This is a genomic window from Pseudoalteromonas sp. OANN1 (assembly GCF_024124685.1).
In the GTDB taxonomy this organism is placed as follows: Bacteria; Pseudomonadota; Gammaproteobacteria; order Enterobacterales; family Alteromonadaceae; genus Pseudoalteromonas; species Pseudoalteromonas piscicida.
The window spans coordinates 1-26,136 of sequence record NZ_JAMXSE010000024.1; the positions used below are offsets into that span (position 1 = coordinate 1).

At 41.6% G+C, this 26,136-nt stretch carries 19 protein-coding genes; 10 read left to right on the forward strand and 9 right to left on the reverse strand.

Going from position 1 to position 26,136, the window contains the following annotated elements:
* Positions 1-267: 267 nt before the first annotated feature.
* Both NH462_RS17740 and NH462_RS17745 read left to right on the forward strand, forming a co-directional pair.
* Positions 268-3,516: a DEAD/DEAH box helicase family protein gene (locus NH462_RS17740; protein ID WP_253106952.1), complete on the forward strand. Its 3,249-nt coding sequence runs from the start codon at positions 268-270 to the stop codon at positions 3,514-3,516.
* Between the two features lie 20 nt (positions 3,517-3,536).
* Positions 3,537-4,844 (forward strand): hypothetical protein, encoded by a 1,308-nt coding sequence (locus NH462_RS17745; protein ID WP_253106954.1) that lies wholly within the window; start codon positions 3,537-3,539, stop codon positions 4,842-4,844.
* A gap of 277 nt (positions 4,845-5,121) precedes the next feature.
* Here the strand turns inward: NH462_RS17745 and NH462_RS17750 are convergent, their stop codons facing one another.
* On the reverse strand, positions 5,122-7,644 hold the full coding sequence (locus NH462_RS17750) for an amidohydrolase family protein (RefSeq protein ID WP_253106956.1): 2,523 nt from the start codon (positions 7,642-7,644) through the stop codon (positions 5,122-5,124).
* 588 nt (positions 7,645-8,232) lie between these two features.
* On the opposite strand from NH462_RS17750, the gene NH462_RS17755 reads away from it, so the two are divergent.
* Both NH462_RS17755 and NH462_RS17760 read left to right on the forward strand, forming a co-directional pair.
* Positions 8,233-8,919, forward strand: a complete 687-nt coding sequence (locus NH462_RS17755; RefSeq protein WP_366034037.1) for a DUF3592 domain-containing protein — start codon at positions 8,233-8,235, stop codon at positions 8,917-8,919.
* Between the two features lie 125 nt (positions 8,920-9,044).
* Complete coding sequence (locus NH462_RS17760) at positions 9,045-9,620, forward strand: rhomboid family intramembrane serine protease (RefSeq protein WP_010375382.1); 576 nt, start codon at positions 9,045-9,047, stop codon at positions 9,618-9,620.
* A gap of 50 nt (positions 9,621-9,670) precedes the next feature.
* Here NH462_RS17760 and NH462_RS17765 read toward each other — a convergent pair whose 3' ends face one another.
* Positions 9,671-11,746: a M13 family metallopeptidase gene (locus tag NH462_RS17765; RefSeq protein ID WP_253106960.1), complete on the reverse strand. Its 2,076-nt coding sequence runs from the start codon at positions 11,744-11,746 to the stop codon at positions 9,671-9,673.
* Between the two features lie 270 nt (positions 11,747-12,016).
* On the opposite strand from NH462_RS17765, the gene recR reads away from it, so the two are divergent.
* A complete protein-coding gene (gene recR, locus NH462_RS17770) occupies positions 12,017-12,622 on the forward strand; it encodes a recombination mediator RecR (RefSeq protein WP_253106961.1) in 606 nt (201 codons plus the stop codon).
* Between the two features lie 160 nt (positions 12,623-12,782).
* Positions 12,783-14,696, forward strand: coding sequence for a molecular chaperone HtpG (gene htpG, locus NH462_RS17775; protein WP_253106963.1), 1,914 nt, complete (start codon positions 12,783-12,785; stop codon positions 14,694-14,696).
* Between the two features lie 98 nt (positions 14,697-14,794).
* Here the strand turns inward: htpG and tpx are convergent, their stop codons facing one another.
* The gene (gene tpx, locus NH462_RS17780) at positions 14,795-15,376 is read right to left on the reverse strand and encodes a thiol peroxidase (protein WP_017217995.1); all 582 of its coding nucleotides are present in this window, start codon (positions 15,374-15,376) and stop codon (positions 14,795-14,797) included.
* A gap of 201 nt (positions 15,377-15,577) precedes the next feature.
* Between tpx and NH462_RS17785 the strand changes: the two genes are divergently transcribed.
* Both NH462_RS17785 and NH462_RS17790 read left to right on the forward strand, forming a co-directional pair.
* Positions 15,578-16,582, forward strand: coding sequence for a response regulator (locus tag NH462_RS17785; protein ID WP_010375391.1), 1,005 nt, complete (start codon positions 15,578-15,580; stop codon positions 16,580-16,582).
* A gap of 2 nt (positions 16,583-16,584) precedes the next feature.
* On the forward strand, positions 16,585-17,559 hold the full coding sequence (locus NH462_RS17790) for a diguanylate cyclase (protein WP_010375394.1): 975 nt from the start codon (positions 16,585-16,587) through the stop codon (positions 17,557-17,559).
* 149 nt (positions 17,560-17,708) lie between these two features.
* On the opposite strand, the gene NH462_RS17795 is transcribed toward NH462_RS17790, so the two are convergent.
* Positions 17,709-18,194: a DUF2269 domain-containing protein gene (locus tag NH462_RS17795; protein ID WP_253106965.1), complete on the reverse strand. Its 486-nt coding sequence runs from the start codon at positions 18,192-18,194 to the stop codon at positions 17,709-17,711.
* Complete coding sequence (locus NH462_RS17800) at positions 18,176-18,835, reverse strand: hypothetical protein (RefSeq protein WP_253106967.1); 660 nt, start codon at positions 18,833-18,835, stop codon at positions 18,176-18,178. The genes NH462_RS17795 and NH462_RS17800 overlap by 19 nt, the downstream gene beginning before the upstream one ends.
* A gap of 381 nt (positions 18,836-19,216) precedes the next feature.
* Between NH462_RS17800 and NH462_RS17805 the strand changes: the two genes are divergently transcribed.
* Positions 19,217-19,576 (forward strand): DUF4870 domain-containing protein, encoded by a 360-nt coding sequence (locus tag NH462_RS17805; RefSeq protein ID WP_039492452.1) that lies wholly within the window; start codon positions 19,217-19,219, stop codon positions 19,574-19,576.
* Between the two features lie 166 nt (positions 19,577-19,742).
* Here NH462_RS17805 and NH462_RS17810 read toward each other — a convergent pair whose 3' ends face one another.
* From NH462_RS17810 to NH462_RS17825, 4 genes are all read right to left on the reverse strand, one after another.
* Complete coding sequence (locus NH462_RS17810) at positions 19,743-21,248, reverse strand: SpoVR family protein (protein WP_253106969.1); 1,506 nt, start codon at positions 21,246-21,248, stop codon at positions 19,743-19,745.
* 18 nt (positions 21,249-21,266) lie between these two features.
* Complete coding sequence (locus tag NH462_RS17815) at positions 21,267-22,550, reverse strand: YeaH/YhbH family protein (protein ID WP_253106971.1); 1,284 nt, start codon at positions 22,548-22,550, stop codon at positions 21,267-21,269.
* A 25-nt stretch (positions 22,551-22,575) separates the two neighbouring features.
* The gene (locus tag NH462_RS17820) at positions 22,576-24,498 is read right to left on the reverse strand and encodes a PrkA family serine protein kinase (RefSeq protein ID WP_017217990.1); all 1,923 of its coding nucleotides are present in this window, start codon (positions 24,496-24,498) and stop codon (positions 22,576-22,578) included.
* Positions 24,499-24,684: 186 nt separating this feature from the next.
* Positions 24,685-25,266: a Fe-Mn family superoxide dismutase gene (locus NH462_RS17825; RefSeq protein ID WP_010375405.1), complete on the reverse strand. Its 582-nt coding sequence runs from the start codon at positions 25,264-25,266 to the stop codon at positions 24,685-24,687.
* A 386-nt stretch (positions 25,267-25,652) separates the two neighbouring features.
* Between NH462_RS17825 and NH462_RS17830 the strand changes: the two genes are divergently transcribed.
* Positions 25,653-25,997: a Grx4 family monothiol glutaredoxin gene (locus NH462_RS17830; protein WP_010375406.1), complete on the forward strand. Its 345-nt coding sequence runs from the start codon at positions 25,653-25,655 to the stop codon at positions 25,995-25,997.
* Positions 25,998-26,136: the final 139 nt, after the last annotated feature.

Consider the following 26,136-nt stretch of genomic DNA (forward strand, 5'->3'; position numbering starts at 1 on the left):
TGTTTCTAATTTGATTGCCGCAGAATAGGTTGCGCGTTTTAATTTCGTCATTTTTTCACCCAAATTTGTATGCAAATAGCATAACATTTCTTTCTTAATGGGTGGCCAAATTAACTATGCCACTACAATGACAGAAAGGCGCGCTTTGAATCGTTACAAGAAACGTATGACAAATTAGCAAATAAAGTTGGCAGAGAGCGCTTGCAACTTACACACAAAAAAGAACAAGCAGTTGAAGCGATAGAAACGGAATAATAAGAAGCAGTTATGAATGACGCAACCCAAGAACGAATTTTTCAAAACGATATTATCACCCAAATGGTGGTAAATGGTTGGGTGCAAGGCCAACCTGAGCACTATAATCGTGAATCAGCCTTATATGAACAAGATGTACTCACTTTTGTAAAGGAAACACAACCCAAAGAGTGGCAAAAGTTCTGTAAGGTTTACCCGATTGATTCTGAACGACACTTTATAGAAGCATTGGTTGCTAAGCTTAAAAAGGCGGATATTAACGCTACCGACCAAGCATCGCGAACCTATGGCACTTTGGGTATATTGCGCCACGGTTTAAAAATTCGTAATGCGCGTTTTTCATTATGTCAGTTTAAGCCAGAGCATGATTTAAACCCTGAGACGCTTGCCCGTTATCAGCAAAATATTTGCCGTATTGTACCTGAGTTAGCTTATAGTCCATATGCCACAAAAGAACATTTAACGGCTACAGGCAAAAAAGCTAAGGCATGGCGTATTGATTTGGTGTTGTTTGTGAATGGTTTGCCCGTATCAACTTTAGAGCTTAAATCTGAATTTAAGCAGGCCGTTGAAAATGCTATTAAGCAATATAAACGTACGCGCTTACCAAAAGATCCTACTACCAAAAAGCCAGAACCACTATTGACCTTTAAACGCGGTGCCTTAGTGCACTTTGCTGTAAGCCAATATGAAGTGTACATGGCAACTAAATTAGCAGGTGATGATACCTTCTTCTTACCATTTAACAAAGGTACTAATGAAGGCGGTGCGGGCAACGATATTCCAGCAGATGAAAACCGCTATGCCACAGATTACCTGTGGAATGAGGTGTTAACGCCAGATAACCTACTCAATATTATTGGCCGCTATATTCATTTACAGATTGAAGACAAAGAAGACTGGGAAGGGCGTAAAACCAAGAAAGAAACCCTGATATTCCCGCGTTATCACCAATGGAATGTAGTGACTAAGCTCATTGGTGCTGCCATCGATGAAGGCACAGGCAATAAGTACCTTATTCAACACAGTGCTGGGTCGGGTAAATCAAACTCGATTGCTTGGACAGCACATCAGCTTTCAACCTTATATGATGCAAAGGGCAACAAGCAATTCCATTCTGTTATCGTAGTAACAGACAGAACTGTATTAGATGATCAGCTACAAGATACTATTTACCAATTTGAACATGCCGATGGCGTAGTTGGCCGCATTAATAACAAAGAAGGTGATGGCTCTAAATCTGAAAAGCTAGCGTCAGCATTAGAAAGTTCACAGCCAATTATCATAGTCACCATTCAAACCTTCCCGTTTGTATTACGTGCTATTGAAAACAGTACCAGTTTAAAAGAGCGTAACTATGCGGTAATTGCCGATGAAGCACACTCATCACAAAGTGGTTCTACGGCGCGTCAGTTAAAAGAAGTGTTGATGACTGATGAAGCAGATGATGACACAGAGTTAACCTCTGAAGATATTCTGGATGCAACGATTGCGGCTCGTCGTGGTAGCCCCAACTTAAACTACTATGCGTTTACGGCAACACCAAAGGCTAAAACGCTAGAGCTGTTTGGTCGTTTACCAAACCCTGAGTTGCCTGCATCTAAGCAGAATAAGCCAGAAGCGTTTCACGTATATTCAATGCGCCAAGCGATTGAAGAAGGTTTTATTTTAGATGTACTAAAAAACTACACCAATTACCAAGTTGCCTATCAATTAGCGCAAAAAATTGAAGCGGCGGATAAAGAGGTTGATAGTAAAAAAGCTAAGGTTAAATTAAACCAATGGGTGCGCTTGCATGAATACAACATCTCACAAAAGGTGAAGGTGATTGTTGAGCACTTTAAAGATAATGTGATGGGTTTATTAGGCGGCCAAGCAAAAGCGATGGTCGTTACTAGTTCACGTAAAGAAGCGGTGCGCTATAAATTAGCCTTTGATAAATATGTAACAGAAAACGGTTATCAGTCTATTCGTGCATTGGTGGCGTTTTCTGGTGAAGTTGAATTTAATCAAAATGATCCTGATGCGATTGCCTTGCTTGATCAAAAGTTCACTGAAAAAAGTATGAACCCAGATCTTAAACAAGATATGCGCAAGGCGTTTGATACTGATAGTTATCAACTCATGCTAGTGGCTAATAAGTTTCAAACAGGATTTGACCAACCGAAGCTTTGCGCCATGTATGTGGATAAAAAACTGGGTGGTGTTGAGTGTGTTCAAACGTTATCGCGTTTAAACCGTACTTACCCTGGTAAAGCAGAGTGCGGTACGTTTGTACTCGACTTCTTCAATGATCCTCAAGATATTCTTGATGCATTTCAACCTTACTATCAAACAGCAGAACTCGTTGATGTGACAAACCCTGATGTGGTGTTTGAGTTATATGAAAAGCTACGCACCAGCGGCATATTCCTATGGAATGAAGTTGAACAGTTTTGTGAAGCTTTCTTTACTAAGAACAAATCTAACGCGGCTATCAGTAATATTTGTAAGCCTGCGGTAGACCGTTGGCAAAAACGCTATAGCTTAGCGGTAGAAGCCTACATTCAAGCTAAAGAAATGTTTGAGCGTACAAAAAAAACAGGTGACGCAGTGCTCATCGCTAATGCTGAGAATAGCTTTAAAGAGTGTAAGCAAGAGAAAGACCGCTTAGAGATATTTAAAAAGGATTTAGGCAGTTTTACCCGCTTTTATGAGTTTATGTCGCAGATAGTGGACTATGACGACAAAGAGCTAGAGAAGCTGAGCCTCTATGCAAGACACCTACGCCCTTTATTGCGTGAAAAGGTGATTGAAGAAGATGATATCGACCTTGATAACGTAGTCATGAGCCATTACCGCTTGTCTAAAATTCGCCAGCAAGATATTCAGCTTAAAGAAGACACTCCCGAATACCAGCTTGAGCCTAGTAGTGATGTCGGCAGTGCAAAGGCGAAAGACAAGAAAGAAGAGTTTATGTCTAACATATTGGCTCGCCTAAATGAGGTATTCATCACCGACAATCTCACTGACAAAGACATGATCAACTATGCGTTCACCGTGCGTGACAAACTCACTGAAAACGATGCGGTAATGATGCAGATAGCCAACAACACCCGTGAACAAGCAATGCTCGGTGACTTTCCACAAGCTATTGATGATGCGATCTTAGACAGCAGTGCAGCACATCAAGAACAAATGATGCAGTTGTTGTCAGACCCATCGAAAACGGCTCAGTTTGCACGAGTAGTGTTTGATATGTTGAATGGATTTAAAGGCTAGCAAGGTAGTCAGGAGTTGTAATGGTTCAGGATTTAGTGAAAAGCTGGTTTAGCGACAACAAAGTGAAGATCACAAGCCCAGTGCTCGGTGCCTTCATGGGAGCGTGGGTACTTTTCAACTGGAAACACTTCCTATTGTTGTTTTGGGGTAAAGGTGACCTAGAAGTAAGGCTAACAGCATTTGAGAAAGTGGTTACGTGGTCAAATTGCAGTATGTGGTTGTGGCCGTTGCTGGTCGCATTAGTTTATGCCTTTGGCTTACCCTATTTGAATGTACTGAGTCACAAGATATTGAAGCAAGCTGAAGAGTGGCGGCACGATGAAGTTGTAGGGATTGATATCATAAAAGCTAAGAAAAAGGCAGAATTAAATGAAGAGCTGTATAAAGGTGATCCTGCTAATTCTTACTTGGGTAGAAAGCTAGAAGCTGAGCTGAAACAAAAAGATGCTGACGCTGAAAAAGCTCGCACTGAAGCTAACGAAGCGAAAATCAAATTAGCGGAAGCTGAGGCTCATAAAAAGTCGGCTGAAGCTGAACAGAAAAAACTAGAAGCAGAATTAGAAACAGAGCAATTAAAACTAGAAGACGCGAAAAGGCGTGAGGAAAGAGAAAATGCGGCGCATGAGTTAGCTAAGCTTAATCATAAACAACAGGTTTCAAACTTGAGATTCCCAACAGTTTTTATGTTTCTAGACAAACTTATAGAGAGCCTACAAGAGCAGGGCTATAACTACTTACCTAGACAAATTATAGAAGTAATACCAGGTATTTTCGGTTACCAAGATTTAAATGAGCTACTAAGTGATGAACGGTTTAATAATGAGACTATTTCACAACTAGCTTTTGTCGTTTACGACAACAGTTCATATCTTCATGGTCTTCAAAAAATATTAGATCGAGTAAAAATTACAGACATCGAAGCATCGGAATTGTTTGACCATATTGAGGATACCCTGAGCAATCTCGATTTGTTTAGATTTATATCAGTTGACTTAATTGAGGATGAAGCGAGAGACTTTGCAGAGCACAATTGTTATGACTTAATCCATGAAGATGATGTAAGCGCGGCTTTCGCGGAAACAAATGCATTTTTCGATAGTGTCGATGATCTAGAGTTTATATCACTGAAGATAGACTACAAAAATAACATATATAAAGCTAATTTTTCTGCCGTTATAAATGGTGAAAGTGATGAAGATAAAGGTTTCTGTGGCGATACAATCGACGTAAGCTTTACTTACACCTACCGCCCAGTTATAGGACTAAGAGGATTGGGTAGTCCAACACTTGAGGATATTAATGCAAGTGTTCGAAGTTACTATGACTAGAAACAGGATACCAAATAGATACCAAAAAATTAGAAATAAGGTGTGCTAAGCAGTTATGAAAGTTGCAAATGAAACGAAAGAATAAAGCTTTCATAACACATCAGCACTTATAAGCAGTCTATGGTCATTAGGCTTCAAAATGCCGTTCTAATTAGAATCCCACGAAAATAGCGCCTTTTGGCGCTATTTTTTTGTTTGAAATTTACAGATATCAATCTTTGAATAGGGTCAGTGAGGCTGACCCTATTGATTACTGAATGGCAGCGTAAAGCCCTTTTTAATTCAATGTGCTGCTATTGCGACATTTAGAAGCTAAGGTTTTAGGCGTGTAGTCTGTAAGGTTTTTAGCTTTGCCTAAATCTTCGAGATCGACCCATGTCACCTCGTCACCATTTATAAATGCACATTCCACATTGATGGAGTGGATGCTCTCAGGCGTGGTTTGAAAATCCATTAAGTTTTTATCTAAAACTATCAAGTCAGCTATTTTGCCAACTTCAATTGAACCTAGCTTATGGGAGAGGTTATGTTGCATTGCAGGAACAATAGTGACGGCCTTTATGGCGTCTTGTATTGATAAGTTACTTTTTCCATCTGTATTTGTACCTAAATACTTTCCTCTGGATGCTAAGAATGGATATTCCCAAGTGTGGCGAGTCATGGCTTGTTCAATAAACCATAGTGGGAATAACGGGCTGATACTCAAATCGCTATGTAACGAGAAGGGGATCCCTGCGGCGAGCTCTTCTTCCATAGGGTCGATCCTATTGCCTCGTAGATCTCCTAATTCATTTCTCATTGATGCTCCCCAGTAGGCCACATGGGCGATTAAATGACTGGGTGTCAAATTCGGAAACGTTTCGCGAGCTTTGAGGTATTTATAAATTGTTTTATTTTCTTTTGTACTTTCATCTATATCATTCACTGTGGAATGAATAATTGTGTGAGCTAGATCAGTAAACGTCTGAGCGACCTGTTTCTCTTTACATGTTGAGGTGTGACGTTTTGCATCACCTGCCATTTGAGTTAGCGCATTAAGTGAATCTGATATAGCTTGATCACCATTTGCGTGAAGATTAAAGTACCAAGGCTGATGTACGCTGCTGTCACAGGTGGGTAAAAATCTAGAGAGATTTTGGACAATTTCGTTTTTGGTATAATCAACATGACCCTTGCCAAACGTGTCACAAAGTCCTGCTTCAGAGTAATCAGTACTTAAATTTGCGCTACAGCCTTGGGTAGAGCCATCTGAGAGTAGCTTAATGCCTTGCGCTGAGTACATACCGTTAAAAGCTTTACTTTCAAAAGGAATATAATCACATTCACTGGGGTTTTTAGGATCATACACACATTGAGCGCGAGCGGCTGTTGCCTCGTCTTGATAGTTGCGCCAATCGTACACAGAGCGAACTCTTGCGGCCGGTTGCAGTTGCTCCATGAGAACTAGATTGATGAAATCGTCTTTCATTTCTGTTGTTGAACCACCGTCTACTAACATGGTTACCCCCTGTTGCGATGAAGTATTGAGCAAGTACTTCATTTTCATCAAAACCTCTTCATTTTCATCTTTATCATATTTAGCTAGCTCCGGTTGCGCTGTATTTAGCGGGCAGCTGATTACAGGGGGCGTATTTGGCGCATGGTGAACTAGTGCTGAAATGTCTTTGCTACTTGTGCCTTGAACTCTCATAATGGAATTAATAAACAGCATGTACGCACTTGGTTCTTTGATGAGGCCAGAGTACTGCCACTTTTGCGAGTCAACCTCTTTATAGTCAGCGTTATTCACTATACCTAAGCCGCCATCACTGAAGCATAAGTTTTTCACGATAAACTGACTGGTTTTTACGTCTTGTTCTGTACCTTCACAAGTCAATGTGTAATCCTCGATGGGGAGTTTAAATTCAGGGTTCTTTTTTTCAAACTCATCGACTTTTGCTTGTGAAATCATGTCTATCTGTGCTTTTTTGACCTCTGTATTACACAAGCCCACTTGCTCAAATGCGTGCATATTTGCGTACGCTAAATGCCCTGATTGGTCAGTCATAAAAACAGCTTTGTTACTTTGTGCCGTTTTTAATTTTTGGTTGCCAATTTCGTCAATAGCTTTCATTGGGTATGCAAAAAATTCTCGATTTTTGTTTATACGCTGATCGAAAGGCCTCTTGGCATATTCTTCTTGTACCATTCGTGACGGATCAAGCCCATTTCCAATGTACCATCCAACTTTATTGACATGGTCGATTACAAATGGCGGGCTTGTTGTTACTTTTGCTATTGCTTCATCTAGGTATATAAAGCAGTGCCCCTGTTCATCTTTCGCACTTGAAGCCTGCATATTCGGATAGTAAATCCAGCCGTAATCTTTAGAGAGCTTTTCTTGATATTTGTCTGGCAGACAAGGCATTAAATTTTTTACTCCACTCATTTGCGCCGTTGATTGTAAATGGGCATGAGGTTCTATGAATCCTGGCATTAAGGTTCTGCCATTTAAATTGAAGTAAGATATCTTGGTTTTTGGAGCATGGTTTCTAATTGTTGCTAGCTTCTCCTTTGCGTCGTCGACTGAACCGACGAATGTAATCACACCATTTTCGACCAACACCGCAGGATTATCATCTGCTCCTAAAGAGAAGGGTTTTTTGCTAGCAACAGTGATAATATTGCCACCGAAAAAAAGACTGACTTTAGCGCTAACATCATCGTCTTGTGGTTTATCATCGCTGTTATTTGTTGAACTCGAGCACGCCGAAATCAATAGGGCAGCTGCGAAACATGGGATTATATTACGCTTTTTCATAAAGTTTCCTTTGAAAATTATCTAGATAACGCTATTAAGTAGCTACAAGTTCTGGCTAGCACTCTCATACAGTCAGAAATTAAATGTAATTTTATAGTTGATTTTGCAAGGTGGTAATTACACTAAGTTACGCGCTATTACAGCAATGTTGAGTAGCTACATTTAGACCGCAAAAATAAGCCCTGAACAAGTGACAGGTGTTAAGCAGGCTCCCTTTAACCTAAATATTTTGGGTTATCTTGAGACCGCATAATTTTACTAGCGAGCTGCATAACATGGCGGGATCAGTTACAGATATCGAAGTGAAGTTCACGAGTATGATTGAACTGAGCATCAAGAAAGTTGAAATAGATGATGAAAAACGGTCTAATAGGCTATAAAGGATACGATGTTAGGTCAGGGAATGAGCGCCGCTGTAACGATATAGCTTGTAAATCAATGCAAGTGAAGTCGCTCGCCTTAATTTTCTCTCGCCGCTTAAATAACGTCTACATTCTAGGTCGAACTAGTTTAGTCTGATCTAACAACGCGTTATGCATACTACGCATAAATAATTTATAAAATCATTCCAGCAAAAAGGAGTTGCTCGTGATAGTTAAATACATTTTCACTCTGATTGGGTCCGCACTGTTAATTGGGTCTCTTTTTATGTACAACAGTACCCAAGACTTCCTAAACCGTGCAATCATTACCGAAGGCACAGTGGTAGACCTTATTTATTCCCAGTCTGAAGACTCGGATACCTATACTCCTTTCGTTAAATTCCACACCAAAAATGGCGAAATAGCGGAGTTTGTGTCCTCTACCGGGGGCGGTCCTAACAGATATTCAATAGGAGAGGTTGTAAGCGTCGTTTATCTAGAAGATTCAATCGAAAAAGCTGAAATTAACGATACTTTCTCGCTTTGGGGCGGGGTTATGATCTTAGCTGGAATAGGCTCCGTATTTTTTCTAATTGGACTTTCAATTATCTTGTTTGGTGTGTCAAAAAATAAGAAGGTGAAGTATCTAAAGGAAAAAGGGACACCAGTGGTGGCTAAGTTTCAGAGTGTTGAAGTTAACCGTAGAATAGAGTTTAACGGCAAAAACCCTTACCAAATTTGTGCACAATGGAGAAACCCATCAACATCGCAATTGCATATTTTTAATAGTGATAATATATGGTTTGATCCAACCAATCACATAGACCGAGAAGAGATAACGGTGTTAATTGAAGAAGGAAACCCGAGCAAATACCATGTGGATATTTCATTTCTCCCAAAGGTCGCGTCTTAATCTTATGAAAGCGGACGGATCGTAACTACAACACTAAGTATGTAAAGTTCACTTGGGTTGAGTTTGCAAATCTATTCGAAATAGCGCTTAATAAGGCGCTATTTTTGTCTGTATACGGAAGTAAGATGAGTAAACGTGCACTGGTTTTTCCGCCCAATTTTAAGTTGGTTTTGTACGCTATGGCGGTGATGTGCCTCGTACAGGTGTTGGGGGGGATTTTTGGCTTATCCGTCTATCGTTTTGGGATTGTACCGCATAATGTGCATCATTTGAGTGGTGTGTTAACCGCGCCTTTTGTGCATGGTAGTTGGGGGCATTTGCTGAGTAACTTGCTCGGCTTAAGTATTAGCGGCTATTTGGCTGCAAGATTACCAAGGTTTAAGCGAGCTACTTTTTTTATTGTGGTTGCTACAGGGCTGTTGGTTTGGCTGTTTGCTGGGCATGCTAATCACATTGGTGCATCAGGCATTGTAATGGGTTACTTTGGCTTACTGCTGGGAGCTGCGCTATTCAATCGCGATGTGCTTGGCATTGTTAGTTTTATAGCTCTGCTGGTATTGACTTATTATGCCAATATTAGTTTTTTAGCGACGTTATTTGATTTTTCGGCGCAGACGAGTAGTTCAAGCCATATTTTTGGGTTTTTAAGCGGATTATGCGGGGCATACTTAACCAAGCAAAAGCGTATTGCTCGGCGTTAAAGCAGCATAACCTACCAGTGACGGCAGGTTATGCTTTGGGATTTAATTTATTACCAAATACGCACGCGCTCTTCAGGTGCTAGGTACAGTTTGTCACCCGGTTTAACGTCAAACGCTTTATACCATGCATCATGGTTGCGAGGTGCAAGCGCTCTAAATTGACCCGGTGCGTGTGTACCTGCGCGTAGCTGGTTTAGCATGCTTTGCTCTGTACGCTTTTCTTTCCATACTTGTGCCCAAGCAAGGAAGAAACGTTGATCGCCAGTCAAGCCATCAATCACCGGTGCTTCTTTGCCGTTTAGGCTCAGTTTATATGCATGATAAGCCATTGCAAGGCCGCCTACGTCACCGATGTTTTCGCCAAGGCTGTTACGACCATTCACAAAGTTACCCTCAATAGGCTCATATTGGTTGTACTGTGCCGCGAGCTTGTCTGCTTTTTCTTCGAAAGCAGCGCGATCTGAATCGGTCCACCAGTTACGTTGAATACCGTTGGCATCTGATTTAGAACCTTGGTCGTCAAAGCCGTGGCCCATTTCGTGCCCTATCACCGCGCCAATACCGCCGTAGTTTACTGCAGGATCTGCATTTGGGTCGAAGAATGGCGGTTGTAGAATTGCCGCTGGGAAAACGATTTCATTAAACGAGCTGTTGTAATAGGCGTTAACGCGTTGTGGAGTCATTCCCCAGCGGTTACGATCGGTTTTTTCAAGCTCTTTGGCGATGCTGTCATTGCGGAAAAACTCACGTAGGTTTTTCACATTTGTCATTAAGTTATCACGGGTTAGGGTTAACCCATCAAATGATTGCCATTTGTCAGGGTAGCCAATCTTAGGAGTAAATGCGGCAAGTTTTGCTTGAGCATTTACTTTTGTTTCTTCACCCATCCAGTCTAGGCCTTCAATCCTTTCACCGAGCGCGGTGCGTAGGTTTTCAACCAATTCTGACATTTGTTTTTTAGAAGACTCTGGGAAGTAACGGGCAACGTAAACTTTACCAATTGCAAAGCCAAGCGAAGTAGTACCAGACATTTCGCTGATAGCGCGTTTCCAACGAGCACGTGGTTCTTGTTGACCACTTAAATGTTTGCCATAAAATTCAAAGTTAGTATTGAAGATATCTTCAGACAACAGCGACGCATTGCCGCTAATTGCATGATAAGTTAGATAGTCTTTCCAAACGGCCAAGTCTTCAGAGTTGATAAGCGCAATCATTGCTTTGATCGGCTCTGGCTGAGACATATTTAGCTGAGGCACTTTGTAGCCTGTTTCAGCAAAATATAAATCCCAATTAAAGCCTGGGTACTGTGTTGCTAGCTCGTCACGTTTGACTTGATTTAACGTGAGGTCGCGATTTCTGCGTTTTTCACGTGGCCAGTGGCCCTCTGCAATTTTAGTTTCAAGTGCAAGAATGGCTTCTGCGCGCTCAGTTGGCTTGTCTTTACCCGCAAATTTAAGCATATCTGCAATATGTGCAACGTATGCTTCGCGAGTTTTAACAAAACGCTCAGCTTCTTCTAAATAGTAAGAGCGGTCTGGTAGTCCAAGTCCGCCAGCGCCCATCGACATCTCATATTTATTTGGGTCTAGACGGTTAAACCACATACCACCGCCTATCGGCGCATTGACGCCAGTTAGCCAAGATTGTCCAAATGCTTTGGTGAGGCCGTCAGTGTTACTAATGGCGTCAATGTCAGCAAGTAGTGGTTGAATAGGTTTAATGCCAAGCTTATTTAGGGTTTCCACATCCATATAAGCATTGTAAAAATCGGCAATCAGCTGCTCTTCGGCATTAAGGTTTTTACCGTTAGCAATTTCTTCGATAATGGTTTTTACTTGTTCTTCACTGCGTTCAGCAAGTGCTGAGAATGCACCAAAACGCGTTTTGTCTGCTGGCATTTCGTAGTTTTTGTACCAAGTGCCGCTGGCGTACATAAAGAAATCATCACCTGGTTTTACACTTTCATCGCGTGCACTAAGGTCAACACCAAAGCTGCCAAGTTCAGCCTTACCAGTTGCTACAGCTGCGTTTTCTGTTTTTTGGGCTTCACTTGTTGTGACTTGTGGCTCAGAGCAAGCCGTCAGCATGATGGCTGTAAGCGCACTCGCTATTATCGTTTTATTCATTATGTAGTCTCTATTTGGTTCGAGAAGTAGGCCCGACAGCTGTGTTATTGTACTTACTATCGGGAATGTAGCCATTGTCGAGCGAATACGCTTTTGCTGCAAGCATTTGAGTCGAATTGTTGGGAAATTCGCGATGAATGTTTTTTTAAACTGTAAAAGGAGTGGAAGGGAATGAAATAGGATCAAGCTTTAAATCAACAACAATATCCCTTATCATTTCGGCATTGTTATCAGTGTTTTTGCACTGCATGGGCCACAAGAAACGAATTTATGCAATTATCACCAAGTTTAACGGCGCTTATTGAAGCGCTGCGTTGTTTACCTGGCATTGGGCCTAAGTCTGCGCAACGTATTGCCTTTCATTTATTAGAGCGAGACAGAAAGGGTGGCAGCCAGCTGGGACAAAGCCTGACGCATGCTATGCAAGCCATTGGTCATTGCTCAAGCTGCCGAACATTTAGTGAGGTTGAGGTGTGTGATATTTGCCAAAGTATCAAGCGCCAAGACACAGGGCTGCTTTGTGTGGTTGAATCACCAACGGATGTATTGGCGATAGAACAAACGGGCCAATTTAATGGCCTGTATTTTGTGCTGATGGGGCATTTATCGCCTCTGGATGGAATTGGCCCCAATGAAATCGGCCTTGATGTTCTTGAGCGTAAGCTAAGTGCTGGCAATATTAATGAAGTTATCTTAGCGACAAACCCAACGGTAGAAGGCGAGGCAACGGCACACTATATTTCTGAGTTATGTCATAAATATCAGGTTGAAGCGTCGCGTATTGCTCACGGCATGCCTGTTGGTGGTGAGCTTGACCTTGTAGACGGAATGACATTAATGCATGCGTTTAGCGGTCGTAAGAAGCTCAAATCTTAACGCTTCTTGCTAAAAGCCCTGTTTTTGGAGCAATTGAATCTAAAAAATAGGGCGATTTGTTAAAAATTTTGTTCAGTCTCTTGAAAGTTTTCTCTCTTCCCCCATATACCTAGCATATTGATAAAGAACACTGCATTAATTGCTTATATTGGAGAGAACAATGTCCGCAGCTCAAAAAGAAACATTAGGCTTTCAAACAGAAGTCAAACAATTATTAAACCTAATGATCCACTCTTTGTACTCAAACAAAGAGATCTTTTTACGCGAATTAGTATCTAACGCTTCAGACGCGGCTGACAAACTACGTTATTTAGCTTTGCAAAATGGTGACCTTTACGAAGGTGACGCAGAGCTACGTGTTCGCTTAAGCGTAAACAAAGATGCAAAAACCATTACCATTTCTGACAATGGTATTGGTATGACGCGTGACGAAGTGATCAGCTCATTAGGTACCATCGCAAAATCTGGTACAGCTGATTTCTTTAAAAACCTAACAGGCGACCAAGCAAAAGACTCGCAGCTGATTGGTCAATTCGGTGTTGGTTTCTATTCTGCATTCATTGTTGCTGATAAAGTAACGGTTCGTACGCGTAAAGCCGGAGAGTCAGAAGCGGTTGAATGGGAATCGCAAGGTGAAGGCGACTTCACGATTGCTGAAATCGAAAAAGCTGAGCGTGGTACAGAGATCACACTACATCTTCGTGAAGAAGAAATTGAGTTCCTTGAAACTTATCGCCTTCGCGGTATTGTGACTAAATATTCAGATCACATTTCAATTCCTGTTGAACTTTACAAAGACCCAGTTCCTGAGTCTGAAGGCCCAGATGGCGAGAAAATTGAAGCGCAACCTGGCGAGTGGGAAGCGATCAACAAAGCTACAGCGCTTTGGACTCGCGATAAATCAGAGATCAGCGACGAAGAATATAAAGAGTTTTATAAGCATGTTGGTCATGATTGGGAAGAGCCACTCACTTGGGCACACAATAAAGTAGAAGGTAAAACTGAATACACCAGCCTACTTTATATCCCTAAAAAGGCACCTTTCGATTTGTATAATCGTGAGCGTCAAGCAGGCCTTAAGCTTTATGTACAACGCGTGTTCATCATGGATGACGCTGAGCAGTTTATGCCAAGCTACCTGCGCTTTGTTAAAGGCTTACTAGATTCTAACGATTTACCGCTTAACGTATCTCGTGAGATCCTACAAGACAACAAGATCACTCAAGCTATTCGTAAAGGCTGTACATCTCGTGTACTTAAAATGCTAGAGCGCATGGGCAAAAACAAACCAGAAGATTACCAAGCATTCTGGAATGAGTTTGGTAATGTGATCAAAGAAGGTCCTGCTGAAGATTTTGCAAACAAAGATGCTATTGCAAAACTATTGCGCTTTAGCTCTACACATACTGATGAGAAAACGCAAAATGTTTCTCTTGAGCAGTACATTGAGCGCATGAAAGAAGGCCAAGATAAGATTTACTATGTTGTGGCTGATAGCTTCGAAGCTGCGAAAAGCTCACCGCATCTTGAAATTTTCCGTAAGAAAGGTATTGAAGTTTTACTATTGTCAGACCGTGTTGACGAGTGGATGATGAGTCATCTCACTGAATTCAACGAGAAGCCACTTCAGTCAATCACGCGTGGTGATCTTGACTTAGGTGATATGGATGACGAAGAAACGAAAAAAGCACACGAAGAAAGTGAGAAGGAAGTTGAAGGCCTAGTTGAGCGCGTGAAAACAGCGCTTGGTGAGAAAGTGAAAGAAGTACGCTTTACGCACCGCTTAACAGACTCTCCAGCGTGTGTGGTTGCAGACGATCATGACATGAGCTCACAAATGCAAAAGCTAATGGAGCAGGTGGGTCAAGCCGTGCCTGAGTCTAAGCCGGTATTTGAACTTAACCCAGAGCACCAATTGGTTAAGCATTTGAATAACGAACAAGACGAAGACAAGTTTGGACAATGGGCAGAAGTACTACTAGACCAAGCAATGCTTGCAGAGCGTGGTAGCCTGAAAGACCCAGCGGGCTTTGTAAGCCGTCTTAATAAGCTAATGCTAGATCTACAAAAGTAAAATTAATTAAGTAATAAATTAGTATAACGAATTGAAAAAGCCGGTCATTGTTAAGTGACCGGCTTTTTTGTGTTTATTGATGAGAGTATATAGTGAGGCTATAGACTCTTCAGTGCGCCAACGACTTCTTCGTAGTTTGGCTCTTTTGCTAAATTTTCTACCAGCTGCTTGTAAACAATTTTGTGTTCCTTATCTAACACAAAAATCGCGCGACTGAGCAGGCCCATATCTTTAATCAACAAACCATAATTTTCACCAAAAGAATGCCATACGGCGTCTGATAATGTTTTAACCTTATCGATATTTTCCGCTTTACAGAAGCGCTTTTGCGCAAACGGCAAGTCCGCACTAATCGTCAACATGGCAACATCAGGAAATTGGCTTGCTACTTTCTCATTAAAATGTTTTGTTTGTAGGCTACAAGTACCTGTGTCTAGGCTCGGTACGACACTAATTAAAATTGCACGACTTTCAAAATCTTTCAGAGTAACAGGGCTGAAGTCAGCATCGGCAACCTTAAAATCCGGTGCAGCCTGACCTTGCTTTACACCATTACCAAGCAATACCACCGCTTTACCTTGCGCTTTTACCTTGCCCATATCTACCGAGTTTTCAGGTAAATCATAAGCCAATGATATCGCACTAAACAGACCACTCGCTAAAACTAACGCTTTCAGCATAAAGTATTCCTTTTGAAGTTAACTTAATTGATTTGAGTGTATTATACTGACAGTAACTAACCAAGCTTAAGTGACATTTAGATTGTCAAGATGGCGTCGTTTTATTAACATATGTCGCAATTTTAAGCTTTAATCTCATAATTATAACTAAAACTTCCCGACATCGTGCCGATACGCATGGGAAACAGAAAGAGAGCTTGTATGTCAACACTAGTCCTAATTTGTGACGATTCAAAACTTGCCCGTCGGCAGCTGGCGCGTTCATTGCCAGACGACTGGGACATTAAAGTAGAATTTGCAGAGAATGGACTCGACTGTATTAAACAAATCAAAGCACTCTCTCCTGAGATTCTATTCCTTGATCTAAATATGCCGCAGATGGATGGCTATGAAGTACTACAGGCTATTAGCGAGCAAGATTTATCTGTGCTTACTGTCGTTGTTTCTGGCGACATTCAACCTAATGCGCACCAACGTGTGATAGAACTCGGCGCTATTGATTTTATCCGTAAGCCCTGCGATGCAGCTAAACTTGCTGAAATTATTGAGCATCATGGAATAAAAGACAAAGCAATCAGAGAAAGCTTGGTTCATAAACTTGGTGAGCAGCTAGACCCTGAGATCCGTGATATCTATCAAGAGCTTACAAACGTTGCTATGGGGCAGGCGGGTGATTTGTTGGCGCGATTGCTAAACGTATTCGTCGAACTACCTATTCCCAACGTCAACGTACTCGAAGTCAACGAGCTGCATATGGCACTGCAAGCGATTGATGCGAGCGCGACTACGTCGGGCGTTTGCCAAGGTTTTATTGGCGGTGGAGTTTCCGGAGAAGCGCTGCTACTGCTCAATGATTCTAGTTTCAAAGAGATCGCGTCTTTGATGAATTATCATGGCGATCTTAATACCAAAGTTGAGCTTGAGCTTTTAATGGATATTAGCAATATCTTGATTGGCGCAATTTTAACGGGACTATCTAAGCAGCTCGATATGTCTTTCAGTCAAGGACACCCAGTGGTGCTTGGTCAACATTGTGATGTTGCTGAACTTGTGAAAGCCAACAAAGCGAGATGGCAAAGAACGCTCGCTATAGAGATTAGCTATGGCATTGAGCATCACAACATTAACTGTGACCTTATGCTGTTATTCACAGAAGACTCACTTAAAACATTAAAATACAAAGTAGCCTATTTATTGGATGATTAACTATGCCTGCAGCCGATTTTGATATGAATGAAATCCATTGGTTAATGGATATGTTTAACACCGTAGATGTTGGCTTGGTGGTGCTTGATCGCGACTACAAGGTATGTATATGGAATGGTTTTATGGAAAATCATTCCGGTTTATTACCGAGTGCGGTTAAAGATAAAGACATTTTTGACTTGTTCCCAAGTATTGATGAGCAATGGTTTAGATCAAAAGCTGAGCCTGTATTCGTGCTAAAAAATCGATCGTTTACTATTTGGGAGCAGCAGCCGTATATTTTCCGATTCAAAAATTATCGGCCTATCACAGGCAAGGCTGATTACATGTATCAGAATGCGACCTTTATCCCGTTGACCACAGTGACGGGGGATGTTGGGCATATTTGTGTGATCATATACGATGTAACCGACGAAGCAATCAATAAGTTAGAACTTGAGTCGTTGAATAAACAATTAGAAAAAATTAGCCGCACAGACAGTTTAACGCAGTTGCATAATCGCGGTTTTTGGGAAGAGAGCCTAAAGCAAGAGTTTAAGCGCTTGAAACGTAATCAGGGCCAAAGTGCACTTCTTATGTTTGATATTGACCACTTTAAGCGAATTAATGATGAATACGGTCATAGTGGTGGAGATGAGGCTATACGCCATATCTCAGACTTACTACGCAAAACACTGCGAGAAACAGATACTGCAGGCCGCTACGGCGGTGAAGAGTTTGCGGTGACTTTGCTCGACACAGACGTAAAAGGTGCAATCACTTTCGCTGAGAGGCTGCGATCATTAATAGAAAATTCTTCGATTTACTACGATGAGCAACAAATAAAGATTACGGTTAGTCTTGGTGTTGCCGTGTACGAAGAGTCTTTTGAAAAACATGAGCAATGGATTGAGGCGGCAGACAGCGCGTTGTATGTTTCTAAAGAGGGCGGAAGAAATCGGGTAACTGTATACTCTGAAGACATGGCCAGCGAGTAAATTTATCTTTATATAGTGGCTTTAGCGGGGCGCGGTTCTATTCATATTGCCACTTTATAATTTTTACCCCACTAACTTTTTAGTATCAGTGTGGAATGAACAGCGGTCTGTTAGAAAAATCAACTGTCTTGTTCTGTTATTTCTGCGAATTAAAGTGATAAAAGTGGCGTCTTACTTACCGCTAAATACATCACAATAACGACTGAAACCGGTATGGTTAAGAGTGCAAGTTTAGTAAAAGGGCCGTGATAGAGCGCCAACCAACGCCGTTGCTGAGCGCTTGCAATACCCAAGTGGACACTTTTAGATGCCTTTGCTGCTAACCAGTTTCCCAAGAAAATATCGACAATTTCTAATGGGATAATCACGAGACCGACCACCAGTAGCTTTTGCTGGAGCCATGGAGATGTAAACCATCCAGCTAAAAAAGCCATAGAAAAGCCTGTTAATAAGAGAACTATAAACGCCACATGTTCCAGTGTGACCATGAGAAAGAATACATGGCTCACCTTCGCGGTTACCGATCCTATATTTTCATTTTCTATTGCTTTTAATACGAGCCAAGCACCAAGAGCTGGGCCGAGCCAAAAAATCAAGGCGCCTAGGTGTACTAATTTTAAGATTGCGTATTCCATCTAGGCCTCAAAACTTGATGTGCAAAGATAATCATCCAAAGTGTACTAAGAGTCATGCTTGATGCAGTAAATATCTCAGCAGCTTTAAGTTGACCAGCAGCGATAGATACAGACAGCAATAAACCTAAAACCCAAGCGGTGATCCCCCACACTGATACCCATGTTTTAAATATACCTTGCTTAATGGCAAAACAGGTTAACGTAAGCCCTCCTAAATTATAAAGACCATTACCTAAGTAACCGGTAAGATGGGTTGCAATATGCTCAAACAGTAAAAATACAGATTCGCCCATGGCTAAATGAACTACTTTTGGTAAAACAAAGGCATAAATCACTTCTGCAATGAGATCTGGGGCCACACCCAATGCGACTAATAGCAGGCCAACATGCTTTCTAAAGTCTGCTTTGAGCTCATCTGCTAAAATAACACTAAATACTAAAAGACCTAGTGCAGAGAACATCCAAGCTATCCAAGACCACTGCCACAATACTAAGTTTTCGGCAATAAACTCCATACGCATTATTACCGTGTTATCAAGAGGCAAGCCTGGACGCATCGGTCCATTCATTAAAAGACATGCCGCAGTAATTATTGCAGCAATTAGATAAACAACAACAAATTTGGTTTTGTATTGGTCCATTGGTTTTATGTCTGGATTAGCGTCCTTTGGTTCATCTTAAATCTATACCCAAAATTGGTAAAGCCTTAGTCTAAATAGACATTATTTACTTGGTGAAAATTGAATAACCCTTGTCTTTAAACTATAGCGGTTAACCAGAGCTGTTATGCCTACGCTTATGCTCTCGATATTAAAAGGCTTGTAAATCATGGCTTATCTAGCTTTAATGGAGGTGTGGGGAGTTGAGTTCTCATTAGAGGTCTTTAGCCTATGAGTACTGCCTAAAAATGACTTTTATTCATTAACCTGAGATTTATTAGAAATACCCCTATAGACTTCAGTCAATATGAAGCACCTGCTTGAAATGCGTAATCACTTGCAACAATAAAAGGGAATGAAAAAATGAACGATAATGATGAATACTGGGGCATGCCGCTAAATACATACTGTATGTTATTACATTTGAGCCAACTGGCGAGCTTTGTTGCTCCGGGACTAGGGCTTGTACTACCAGTAGTTATGTGGGCAACCAATAAGGATAAAAGCGAAACGATCGATCAACACGGAAAAGCTACTATTAACTGGTTAATTAGCTTAATTATCTATTCCATAATTTGCGGTATTTTAGTTTTTGTTGCGGTTGGTATTTTAGGGTTCGTTGTGTTAGCTATTCTTAATATTATATTTGCCATCATTGCTGCGATGAAAGCCAATAATGGGGAAGTATGGATTTATCCACTTAGCTTCAATTTTTTTAAGTAACCGGCACTTTGAATAGCGAAGCTCTGCAGTTGGAAGTGTTTACGTGCAGTCTAGAATTTAATAACACACCTCACTGTAGAGTAGTTGCAGCTAAAGAGTCTAAGCATTAGCAAGGAGTCACGGCAAATACAACCTGTTTGCCGGCTCCTAAGTCAAACCAACAGAGTTACGATTCACTTTCCTCTTCAGGGCATTGAGCTATCTGCTCGAGATTGCCATTTTCATCTACTTGTTCAAGTTTCACTTTAAATCCCCATAAGCGATAGAGGTGCTTTATCACTTCTTGCTTTGAAGCGGCAAGTGGGATCCCGCCTTGCGGTACATACCTTAGCGTAAGTGAACGATCTCCCCGTACATCGACGTCATAAACTTGAATATTAGGCTCATGGTTACTCAAGTTGTACTGCGCTGAAAGGGCACTGCGAAGTTGTTGATAACCCATTTCGTCGTGAATAGGCCCAACTTCCAAATGCGGAGATTTTTGTTTGTCGACAATCGTAAAAAGCTTAAAGTCGCGCATGAGCTTTGGAGATAAAAATTGGCTGATAAAGCTCTCGTCTTTAAAATTTTGCATCGCAAAATGCAGTGTATCTAGCCAGTTGCTCCCCGCAAATTCCGGGAACCACTGTTTGTCTTCTTCCGTTGGGTTTTCGCATATACGGCGAATATCGACCATCATATTAAAGCCGAGCGCATAGGGGTTTATCCCTGAATAAAATTTACTATTGTATGGCGGTTGATACACAACATTGGTATGGCTTTGTAAAAACTCCAACATAAAGGAATCACTTAGTTTTCCCTCGTCATATAAGTGGTTCAAAATAGTGTAATGCCAAAATGTAGCCCAGCCTTCATTCATGACTTGAGTTTGTCTTTGCGGGTAGAAGTACTGTGATACTTTACGCACAATACGAATAATCTCGCGTTGCCAAGACTCCAGCAATGGCGCATTTTTCTCGATGAAATACAGTATGTTTTCCTGAGGTTCTGATGGGAAACGAGCACGGTTGTCGGTTTCTTCATCTTCACCTTTAGGAATGGTTCGCCATAATTCATTAACTTGGGACTGCAAATAATCTTCCCGTTCTTTTTGCCGTTTTTGCTCTTCAAACATAGAGATACGTTGCGGCCTTTTATATCGATCAACCCCGTAATTCATTAACGCATGACAAGAGTCAATCAGGTTTTCTACCTCATCAATACCGTACTTTTCTTCACATTTGGCGACATAATTTTTAGCAAATACCAAGTAATCAATGATGGATGATGCGTCTGTCCAGGTTTTAAATAGATAGTTACCCTTGAAGAAAGAATTATGACCATAGCACGCATGCGCCATTACCAGTGCCTGCATAGGCATGGTATTTTCTTCCATTAAGTACGCAATACAAGGATTGGAGTTAATCACAATCTCGTAGGCAAGACCCATTTGACCACGTTTGTAGGTTTGCTCAGTCTGGATAAACTTTTTCCCGTACGACCAATGTGCATAACCAATTGGCATGCCTACACTGGAGTAGGCATCCATCATCTGCTCTGCTGTGATCACCTCAATTTGATTTGGGTAAGTGTCAAGTCTGTAATGCTCGGCTACACGAGCAATTTCCTGATGATAAGTATCAAGTAAATCAAAGGTCCAATCTGGACCATCGTCAATTGGCTGATATGTCATCGCGCAACCTCCCAAAAATTATGCCGCACTTTGCTTATTTTTGTTCTTCTTGAACAATTCTCTAAAGATAGGATAAATATCTTCTACGCCTCGAATGTGCTGCATAGCAAAGTTGTCAAATGAGTTGGCTACTCCTTGATACTCCCGCCACAGACTTTGGTGTGCACGGGTCGTTATCTCTATATACGCATAGTAGCGGACAATTTTAAGTAGTTTGTTAGAAAGTATCTGGGTGCATTGTGGAGAATCATCTGCCCAGTTATCGCCGTCAGAGGCTTGTGCGGCGTAAATATTCCAATCGCCTTGGGCATAACGCTCTTGAATGATTTCATCCATTAATTTCAGTGCACTTGAGACAATTGTGCCACCCGTCTCTTGGGAGTAGAAAAACTCTTGCTCGTCTACTTCTTTTGCTTGGGTATGGTGGCGGATATAGACTACCTCAATATCTTTATAAGTACGGGTCAAGAACTGATAGAGCAAAATATAAAAACGTTTTGCCATGTCTTTTGTAGCTTGATCCATTGAGCCAGACACATCCATCAAGCAAAACATAACAGCTTTGCTGGTGGGGTGCGGACGCCTTTCGTAATTACGAAAGCGTAAGTCGTAATTGTCGATGAAAGGCACTGCGGCTATTTGCTCTTTTAGCACTTGGATCCGCAGCTCTATATCATTGATTTTCTGTTGAGGAGGAACCGGTTCAGCAAGCATACTCGCCAGTTCTTCCTCTAATTCCCTTAACTCTCGGCGTTTACTTGAGGTCATCGCAATACGGCGTGCCATTGAGCCTTTTAAACTGCGTACGATATCTAAGTTGCTAGGCATACCATCATTACAAAAGCCAGCTCGATGCGTTTTCATTTGCATTAATTTATCTAACTGGCTTTGTTGTAAGTTGGGTAACTCCAAGTCTTCAAACAATAGGTCTAAGTATTCGTCTTTTGAAATAGAGAATACAAAATCGTCTTGCCCTTCACCTTGGTTACTTGCCTCGCCATCACCTGACCCACCACCTTGCCCTGAAGGAGGGCGCTGGATCCGATCGCCCGTTGAAAATTGATCGTTACCTGGGTGAATGAGCTCTCTGTCCCCCCCTTTTCCCTGGTGGAAAGTGGGCTCGCTGATATCTCGTTGTGGGATAGAAATGCTTTCGCCACTGGAGATATCAGTCACACTACGTTTGTTGATGGCCTCTGAAACCGCTTTCTTTATCTGCTTCTTGTAGCGGCGGATAAAACGTTGGCGGTTCAGAGTGCTCTTATTTTTGCCGTTAAGACGGCGGTCAATAAAATGCGCCATATAACACCCTCTTCATACTAACAAGTTACTGTGACTTTCTAACTCTTAAATACCATTCTGAAAGTAGGCGAACTTGTTTTTGGGTATAGCCTTTATCAACCATACGATTGACAAAGTCCTCGTGCTTCTTCTGATCTTCGGCAGAGGTTTTTGCATTAAATGAAATTACAGGGAGTAAGTCTTCGGTATTAGAGAACATTTTCTTCTCGATAACCGTTCTTAGTTTTTCATAGCTGGTCCATACTGGATTGTCACCATTGTGATGGGCTCTTGCTCTTAAAACAAAGTTGACTATCTCGTTACGGAAATCTTTTGGATTGGAAATACCGGCTGGCTTTTCAATCTTTTCCAGCTCGCCGTTAAGCGCGGCTCTATCAAACAGTTGACCTGTATCTGGGTCACGATATTCCTGATCTTGGATCCAAAAGTCTGCATAGGTAACATAGCGGTCGAAAATATTTTGGCCGTACTCAGAGTACGACTCAAGGTAAGCTGTTTGTAGTTCTTTACCGATAAATTCGACATATTGTGGGATTAGATACCCTTTTAGATGGCTTAGGTAGCGCTCTTGTACTTCAGCGTTAAATTGTTCGCGCTCAATTTGCTGCTCAAGTACATAGAACAAATGAACAGGGTTTGCTGCGACTTCACTATGGTCAAAGTTAAACACACGGGAGAGGATCTTAAAGGCAAAGCGAGTTGAAAGGCCGTTCATGCCTTCGTCAACGCCTGCATAATCTCTGTATTCTTGATAGGATTTAGCTTTTGGATCTGTGTCTTTTAAGCTTTCACCATCGTAAACCCGCATTTTTGAATAGATACTGGAGTTCTCTGGTTCTTTGATTCGAGACAGTGCTGAAAACTTCGCTAAAGTTTCTAAAGTGCCAGGCGCACAGGGGGCTTCCCTGAGTTCACTATTTTCAATAAGCTTCTCGTAAATTTTGACCTCTTCAGACACGCGTAAACAATAAGGCACTTTGACGATGTAAACACGGTCTAAAAATGCCTCGTTGTTTTTATTGTTCTTAAAGGTTTGCCATTCAGACTCGTTAGAGTGAGCGAGTATTAGGCCGCTAAATGGTAGGGCGGAAATACCCTCGGTACCATTGTAGTTGCCTTCTTGGGTTGCAGTTAGCAGCGGGTGTAGCACCTTAATGGGTGCTTTAAACATCTCGACAAATTCCATCAAACCTTGGTTCGCAAGACATAGCGCGCCAGAATACGCATAAGCATCAGGGTCATTTTGAGCGAAATGCTCAAGTTTACGAATATCAACTTTACCCACCAGCGCTGAGATATCTTGGTTGTTCTCATCCCCTGGCTCTGTTTTCGCGATAGCAATTTGATCAAGAATGGAAGGGTAACGTTTTACGACCTTAAATTGTGTAATATCTCCATTGTACTCATGTAAGCGTTTAGTTGCCCATGGAGACATTATCGTTTTAATATAGCGCCCAGGAATGCCGTACTCTTTTTCAAGTAGGTCGGCATCTTCTTGTGGGCTAAACAAGCAAAGCGGGTGGTCATTAACGGGTGAGCCTTTTAAAGAATAAACCGGCACCTTTTGCATCAAATACTTGAGCTTTTCTGCGATAGACGATTTACCACCACCAACCGGGCCGAGTAAATAGAGCACTTGTTTGCACTCTTCAAGCCCCTGTGCGGCATGTTTGAGATACGATACTATTTGTTCAATGGCATCCTCCATACCGTAAAACTCATTGAAGGCAGGGTATCGAGCTATTACTCTATTCGAAAACAGCCGACTAAGTCTGGCATCTTTCGACGTATCGATCATTTCTGGTTCGCCTATTGCCATCAGAAGTCGCTCAGGTGCGCTGGCATAGGCTGATTTGTCATTTTTACAAATTTCAAGAAATTCCGCGATGGTGTACTCTTCTTCTTGCGCGGCTTCATATCTGGCCTGATAATGTTCAAATATTGTCATAACGACCTCCAATAAGCTACTTGGTGTGGTTTGCGGATCACAGATTTGGAAAGGTTACTTAAAGCTTAGTCGTGATATGAAGAATACCCAAAAAAAACTAGATTTTTTATGTATTAATGTTGAGTTACAGGCATGAAAAAAGGGCGCTTGTGCGCCCCATTGTTGCATCAATACTGATAGTTGATGTTAAGCTAGGTTGCTGTTAGCGAAATCCCAGTTAACAAGTGCCCAGAAACCTTTAAGGTAATCAGGACGAACATTACGGTAATCGATGTAGTAAGCGTGTTCCCACAGGTCAACTGTGATGATAGGGGTAACACCTTCTTCAGTCAGCGGAGTCGCTGCATTTGAAGTGTTAACGATATCTAGAGAGCCGTCAGCTAGTTGTACTAACCAAGTCCAGCTTGAACCAAAGTTGTTAACTGCTTTGTCGTTGAAAGCTTCTTGGAATGCTGCGAATGAGCCCCATTTTGCATTAATTAGTTCAGCAACTTTACCTGTTGGTTCGCCACCTGCATTTGGCGCAAGGCTGTGCCAGTAGAAGGTGTGGTTCCAGATTTGAGCAGCATTGTTGAAAACACCACCTTCAGAGCTACATACGATCTCTTCTAGTGATTTACCTTCAAAGTCAGTACCTTCGATAAGACCGTTAAGCTTTACAACGTATGTGTTGTGGTGCTTACCGTGGTGGAATTCTAGCGTCTCTTGAGAAACGTGCGGCTCAAGAGCATTTAGTGCATAAGGTAGTGACGGTAGTTCAAATGCCATATTAATCTCCATTTTTTGGTTGATTTGCCAATAACGCATACGAAAGGTAGCTAACATCAGCCCACTTTTCTATACCATTGGCCTATATAGTGATACTATAATTCCTGACTATTTTACTCAAGTTTTGGCAAACAGCAATGCGTGCCAGTGACTTAATGACTTATAATACACATTCTTTGTGAACATATGCCTAATAGCAGTCAAAGTGTAGAACATCATGACAGGCGGTCATGCTTATTTTAGCCATGTATCCCAAGATTCTATCGCTGCTTAAAGCTTGGCATTATGAATGCAACAGGTGTTGTTAAAGTGAGTAGCAAGCTAAAACGCCGATGCTAAACTAAATATTGATAAGCATTGGACGAAACGTCATTTTGAGGTAACTAATGGAAACTATTGACAAGATTAAACAGCAGATCGAAGAAAACCCAATCATTCTATATATGAAAGGGTCGCCAAAACTCCCTAACTGTGGTTTCTCTTCGCAGGCATCTCAGGCTTTGATGGCGTGTGGTGAGCAGTTTGCTTATGTTGACATTTTATTAAATCCAGACATTCGTGCTGAACTACCGCATTATGCGAACTGGCCAACTTTCCCACAGCTTTGGGTCGAAGGTGAGTTAATCGGTGGTTGTGACATCATCATTGAGATGTTCCAAAAGGGTGAGCTTCAACCTCTTATTGCTGAAACAGCAGCTAAATATAAGAAAGACGAAGCAGCAGCGGAATAAGCTAACCGCTTATGGCAGAGTCGATACTCTGCCATGCTTTATTTTTTAAAAATCTTCTAATATCTTCCTACCTACTTTTCTTAGCAAGTCTTTTTGTCTGATGTTTGGTTGAAAACCAGAAGTTCATTGAATTTAAGGT